Source organism: Flavobacterium aquidurense (genome assembly GCF_002217195.1).
Lineage (GTDB): Bacteria > Bacteroidota > Bacteroidia > Flavobacteriales > Flavobacteriaceae > Flavobacterium > Flavobacterium frigidimaris.
Map to the genome: position 1 here is coordinate 24,956 of NZ_MUGR01000069.1, position 6,338 is coordinate 31,293.

Sequence of the window (6,338 nt, forward strand, 5' to 3'; positions counted from 1 at the left end):
GTCTAATTTTAAAATCATTTCATTTGATAGCTAACATTACAAAAGGTAGTTTTTTGAAACCATTACTAGCATACAATGACAAAAAAGTAAGCAAGGGCGAAGCCGTTTTGTTATCTGTTGAAAACACTATTACTAATAGTAAAGGAGAAAATGGCTATAAAAATGCAGTAAATCGAATTCTAGAATTAAGTACTGCTTCTAAGAGAAAAGATAAATTTTTTCACGTTTCAATAAATTTTCCTGAACAAGATAAAGCGAAAATAGATAATCATTTATTGCAAAAAGTAGCAAATGATTATATGCAAAAATTAGGTTTTGATGATATGCCTTATTTGATTTATAAACACGATGATACGAATCATCCACATATTCATATAGTAGCTTGCAATATTAATGAAAAGAAAAAAGCAATTGTAAGTTCTAATGATAGAATTATAAGTCAAAAAGCAACCAGAGAATTAGAATTAAAATATGATTTAACAGTTATTTCTTCAAAAAAAGGCGAAAACATTAAACCTAATAAAGAAACGAGGGTTAATTTTAATTCTTTGAGAGAAGAACTCAATTATCACATAAAATATGCTTTGAATAATTATAAAGTTCAAAACATTGGGGATTTAGAAAAATATTTAAAAATAAATAATCTTGAATTGCAGGTATTAAATGGTAATAAAGTAATTAATGGTAAAGAAGTAAATTATCATGGAGTTGTATTTAATAGAATTGATGTAGACTTTAAACGAAGTCAAAAGGGTATAAAAGCTAGTTCTTTAAATTTGAAACCTACAGTTGAAAATTTAGAAAAGATATTTAAGAGAAATGAACCTTATCACAAATCTAAAAAAGCCAGTATTAAAAATCAACTTGACTATATTTTAAGTCCATATGATAAAATCACAATGGATCAACTTAAAAAAGTTCTGTTACTACGGGATATAAAATTAAATGATAGATACGATTCAAATAATAAATTAGTAGGTATTTCATTTGAAAACTTATCTACTGGATATAAATACACAGGAGAGCAAATTAGTAAAAAATATACAGCTAAAAATTTAGCTGATTTAATTGGAGAAAAAATACAGATTAAACCTGCTGTTATTACAGAAATGAATTATAAGAAAGTTCAAGATAATTTAGAAAACTTAAATATTAATCAAAAAATACAAACTTTAATTTATTCCGGATTTAAAGTTAATTATCAAAATAACCAATTAAGTATTTCTGATTATAAAAATAAAACAGGAGGCTATATTATAATTAATGATAATATCAATATTAATACTGGTACTATAGAGTTGTACAAACAATCTAAAAATATTGAATTTAATAATTTATCAAATGTAAATATTTTACAATTTGAACATAGCAGAGCCAAATTAGAAGGAGACACGGAAAAAGAAGAACGTGTTTTAAATATATTAGAGAAAATTCAAAATCCTAGAGAAACTGATAATACAAAAGAATTAAGACATATAAAAGAAAATTTAGACGATCAATTTCAAGATAATTATGTTTATCAAATTAATAATGACGATGATAGTAATAAGTTATCTGATATAGATAAAAATGCTAGAAAAAAGAGAAAACCGGGCAGCAGAAATTTATAAAGTATATATTTTGAATGCCTATATATAATATTCTTATATTTTATTTTTATATTTGTTACAGAAAAAACTTAAATAAGAAAAATATGGACGAGTTAGGAGAAGAAAAAAATACAGATAGGAATTTGAACTCTGATGAAAATTTACAAAATAATTTTATACCTAATCATCTAAACAACGATTTTGAATTTAATGTTTCAAAGCAAGAAAAAAATATAGATATAGAAGATATAGATGTAGATTTTGAAGATCAAACTTTAACCGATATCTATAATTCAAAAGAGTATAAAGATTTCGAATTAGAAGAAGAAAATCCATTATCTAAAAAATTCAATTTAACGGATGATGAACCAACTGTATTAACGGTTAATAATTCTGATGGTACAAAAAAAACGATTGTTTTAGGTTTTGAGGAAATTAAGCCGGAAAACAAAGAGGATATTATTAAAAGACAACTGACAGAACTTAAAGATTATATTAATTCCAATAAAGTAGATTCTGTAGAAGTTAAGAAAGGGGATAAGTACCATAAAAAAATTGATCTCAAAGATTTTATAGCTAAAGAGTTAGGAACAATAAATTATAATTCTAATCCTGAAAAACTGGGAGAAGATTTAATAATGAGTTTACTTAAGCCATTAGAGATTTATAATAAATATTTAAATCAATCTCAGCTGGAGAAAGATCAAACTTTAGAGAAACCAAAAGAAAAGGCTTTATATACTGTAAAAATAAACGATGAAGAATTTCAATTTAAAAAGTACTCAGAAGACTACACAAAATTAATTGTAGAAAATAAAGAGGGAAAATCTTTTGAAATTGAAAATAATAAAAATATAAACTTTGTTATTTCTCCTGAAAAACAATTTAACGGTATAGAGCTTAATCTTTTACAAAAAGGTAAAACTTTAATGGTTTCAGACAAAGATGGTCTTCCTTTTAAAGTAAGTAGTAATAAAGAAGAAAATGGTTTAATCATTTTTCAAACTGTAACAAATAAAGAGTACTTAGGTAATAATAAAATATTCAACCCCCAATCTAAAAAAGAAGATATTGAAATTTCCAAAAAGGAAAAAGAAGAAAAAGTAAATACATGGCTAAATCGATAATCATTTTAAAAATCAAATTATGAAAACACAAGACGAACAAAAAAAAGAGCTAGATAAAACAATTAAAGTAGATGATATTGTTTCTGTTCCTTTTGGAAATAAATTTTTAGTAGGAGTTGTAAAAGATGTAAATCCTGAAAAAATTCTCCTTAATAATTATGCTCAGAATAATATTGAAATTCCTAATAATGATAAAGTATATAAATTCTTTCCAGGACAGAAATTTGATTTCAGAGAATTTTACAAAGTAGATGCTAATACACCTGAAAATTTATCCGTTAGTGAGAGAATGAATAAATTTCTATCCAAAACTACTGTGGGCAGTTTTTCAGAATTTTGTAAAAAAAACAAGGCTGATTTAGTTCAATTATTAAAAGGAAATATGACTAATAGTGTTTTCAAAGGTAACTCAATTATTACCTCTGAAAAAGGAGAAAAAAAGCTTCAGAGCTGGGCGTGTAAATTTCAATTATATAGAGGAAAAGATGGAAATTTAAAAATGAATACTGCTTGGAAACAAGAAAAACTGCAAACTAAAGTTTACGGAGTTGAGTTAACACCGGAACAATTAAAAAACACAATGGAAAAAAATCAATCTATTGTGATTGATAGACAAAGTAAAGAAGAAATTCCATTTAAAGCTTTTTGTAAATATGATAAAGATTTGAATGCTTTTGTGACTTCTCAATATAGTGTAAGAGTTGAAGAATTAATGAAAAATTCTTATGCTAAAAAAGAAGGACAAGAACATACAAATTCAAAACCTATTAAGAATATTAAAGAGGAAGTAGAAATGAAAGAAATAAAAGAAGTTCCCAAAAAAGAAAAAAAAGGAAGAAGTATATAATTAAAAACTAACTAAAAAATAAAAATATGGCACTAGATATATTCAATTTAATTTCTACAGGAAATTTAACAGCTGATGCAGTAGGAACAAAATTTGTTGAAAAAAACACGGCTGTTATTAATTTTACACTAGCGGTAAATACAACTAAAAGCGAAGTTCTTTTTTTAGATTGTAATTATTGGATTAACTTAAATAATCAAACAGATAATCCCGAAACTAATCTTTTTCAAATGTGCTTAGATATGCTTAAAAAAGGAAAAAAAATTACAATTCAATCGAATTATGCAACATTAAAAAAGACTGAAAACGAGGAGAAAAATACTGTTTTTACAAATTTTAATATTACAGTAAATAAGTTTAGTCTGTAAATATTTTATTGTAATGATTATTAATTCAATTTAAAAGCGGTTAATTGTTTAATCGCTTTTTTTTAAAACAAATCTTAAAAATGGATCAAAATCGCTCAATTTATATAAGCCTTTTATTTGTTTTCTGTATAACATTTTTCTTTCTAGATCTTTATTATTTCAATTATTTCTTTTTTGAAAAAATAGACATGGGAAGCGATATGTTAAAAGCCAGGGCTTCTTATTTAGGTACAAAAATATTATTTAAAAATCCTGCTTATTTAAGAATATTTATTTTATTTTTAGTAAGCGCAGGAGTACTATTATCAAAGATAAAAGCAAAAGTAACGGAAAATCTAGAAGATAGAAATAAACTAATACCTCCAATTTTAGCAACAGGTATAGCTTATGTGTTTTTGTATAATATCTATTACCTAACAGGATTAAACAAAATCGGTTTTTTATCAGTACTTATTTTTAGTATTATTTTGTTCTTTTTATATATTAAATATTTAGTAGATTTTAAGAAGACGTTAATCAGTAATCTTTCTAAAGACAGATTTCAAAAAGAACAAAGAAAATTCGACCAATTTAAAGAACTTCTTCAAAATGATGATTCAGTTAATATTCAAACAGAAGACGGCTGGGTAAACGTTGTTAATCCATATAGAGCTTCTCAGGTATTAGGAACGCCCGGTTCTGGAAAATCATATTCTTTTCTTATTGAAGCATTAATTCAGCATATTAAAAAAGGATTTTGCATTTTATTGTATGATTACAAATATCCGAGTTTGGCAATAATAGCGTATAATGCTTTGAAAAAGCATTATTTAGCTTACAAAATTCCTCCTCAGTTTTGTATTATAAATTTTGATGATTTAACCCGTAGTAATCGTTGTAATCCAATACAACCTGATTTATTATTTGACAGTTCAGATGCAACAGCAGCATCACAAGCTTTGATGTATGGTTTATATCCAAAATGGGCACAGAAGCAAGGAGAATTTTTTACAGAATCTGCTATAAATTTTGCAGCTGCTTCTATTTGGACTTTGAAATTAATTGAAAACGGAAAGTACTGTACAGTTCCTCATTTAATTCAATTTATGAGCCTTGATTATGATAGTATTTTTAAGATAATGAAAGAACAAGACGATGAATATATTAACAATGTAGCTTCTCCTTTTATTTCCGCTTATGATAAAGGAGCTACAGATCAATTAGAAGGACAGATTGCTACAACAAAGATAGCTTTGTCAAGATTAACGTCTCCTAAAGTATATTGGGTTATGACCACTGATGATACTGAAAATACAATAAGTTTACAAATTAACGATCCCGAAAATCCTAAGATATTAGTATTATGTAATGACCCTGATAAAGCTTTAGTTTATTCACCAATACTTTCTTTGTATAATACACGTTTGATGCGTTTAATTAATAAACCAAAAATGCAAAAAACTGCTGTTATGTTTGATGAATTACCAACTTTATCTTTTGCGCCCGGAACTTTAGACAACTTAATAGCTACAGCTCGTTCTAATAAAATTGCGGTTTGGTTAGGTTTCCAAGATTTTGCCCAATTAACCCGAGATTTAGGAAAAGATATAGCAGAAGCAATCATAAACACAGTTGGTAATACTTTTAGTGGGATGGTAAATTTTGATACAGCTAAAAAGTTATCTGAAAAATTCGGAAAAATTAAAATTAAAAAAGAATCTCTTACCGTTAGCAATGAAAGTAATTCAATGAGTATTTCTACCCAAATGGAAGATATTGTACCGCCCAGCGAAATATCATCATTAGAACAAGGTGTATTTGTTGGACAAGTTGCAGATGATAGAGGCTATGAAATTAGCCAAAAAGTTTTTTATTCTAAAATTCTTATAGACCATAAAGAAAGAGCAGAATATGAAAAAGGAGAAATTCCTGCTTTTGTTCATTTTGATAAACCAATTGAACAAACAATTGATGAAAATTTTCAAAGAATTAAAAAAGAGATTAAGGATTTAGCCGAAGCTTATGCGAAAATAGGCGAGTAAAAACGAATTAATGCCGAATGATTATGCTTACAATAAAACAATTTTATATTACAGAAGATGTGCATTTTGAAATAATGACCAATTTAGATACTTATTATTTCCAGCTCGATAAATTTAAAAATCTAGAAGATAATAAATTATTGAAATGGGTTTATGAAGCTCTTAGGGAAAACAGCACACTATGGCTATACTTAACGATACAAGGAAAAAGAGAAGAATTTGCGCTCAATTCATATTATTATCTTTTACAGCTTGCCAAAGAAAACTCACAATGTCAACCGCATAGAATTTGGCGTATTTCTATGGATATTTCAAAAAGAAAAGTCAAAGGGCTTTTTGAAAATTATAATCTATATCAAATAACTATTTAAACTTTTGATTATGAA

6 protein-coding genes are annotated in these 6,338 nt (G+C 26.2%); all 6 read left to right on the forward strand.

Translation table 11 applies throughout. The features are described 5' to 3' along the window. Window positions 1-53: 53 nt before the first annotated feature. The 6 genes from B0A67_RS24045 (at window position 54) to B0A67_RS24070 (ending at window position 6,323) form a co-directional block, all read left to right on the forward strand. Window positions 54-1,610, forward strand: coding sequence for a relaxase/mobilization nuclease domain-containing protein (locus B0A67_RS24045; protein ID WP_207557387.1), 1,557 nt, complete (start codon window positions 54-56; stop codon window positions 1,608-1,610). Between the two features lie 83 nt (window positions 1,611-1,693). After that, window positions 1,694-2,716: a hypothetical protein gene (locus tag B0A67_RS24050; protein ID WP_072965160.1), complete on the forward strand. Its 1,023-nt coding sequence runs from the start codon at window positions 1,694-1,696 to the stop codon at window positions 2,714-2,716. A 19-nt stretch (window positions 2,717-2,735) separates the two neighbouring features. Further along, complete coding sequence (locus B0A67_RS24055) at window positions 2,736-3,563, forward strand: hypothetical protein (protein ID WP_072965159.1); 828 nt, start codon at window positions 2,736-2,738, stop codon at window positions 3,561-3,563. A gap of 26 nt (window positions 3,564-3,589) precedes the next feature. Beyond that, window positions 3,590-3,931, forward strand: a complete 342-nt coding sequence (locus tag B0A67_RS24060; protein ID WP_072965158.1) for a single-stranded DNA-binding protein — start codon at window positions 3,590-3,592, stop codon at window positions 3,929-3,931. Window positions 3,932-4,119: 188 nt separating this feature from the next. Beyond that, on the forward strand, window positions 4,120-5,952 hold the full coding sequence (locus B0A67_RS24065; protein ID WP_207557388.1) for a type IV secretory system conjugative DNA transfer family protein: 1,833 nt from the start codon (window positions 4,120-4,122) through the stop codon (window positions 5,950-5,952). 17 nt (window positions 5,953-5,969) lie between these two features. Further along, a complete protein-coding gene (locus B0A67_RS24070; protein ID WP_072965157.1) occupies window positions 5,970-6,323 on the forward strand; it encodes a hypothetical protein in 354 nt (117 codons plus the stop codon). Window positions 6,324-6,338 lie beyond the last annotated feature (15 nt).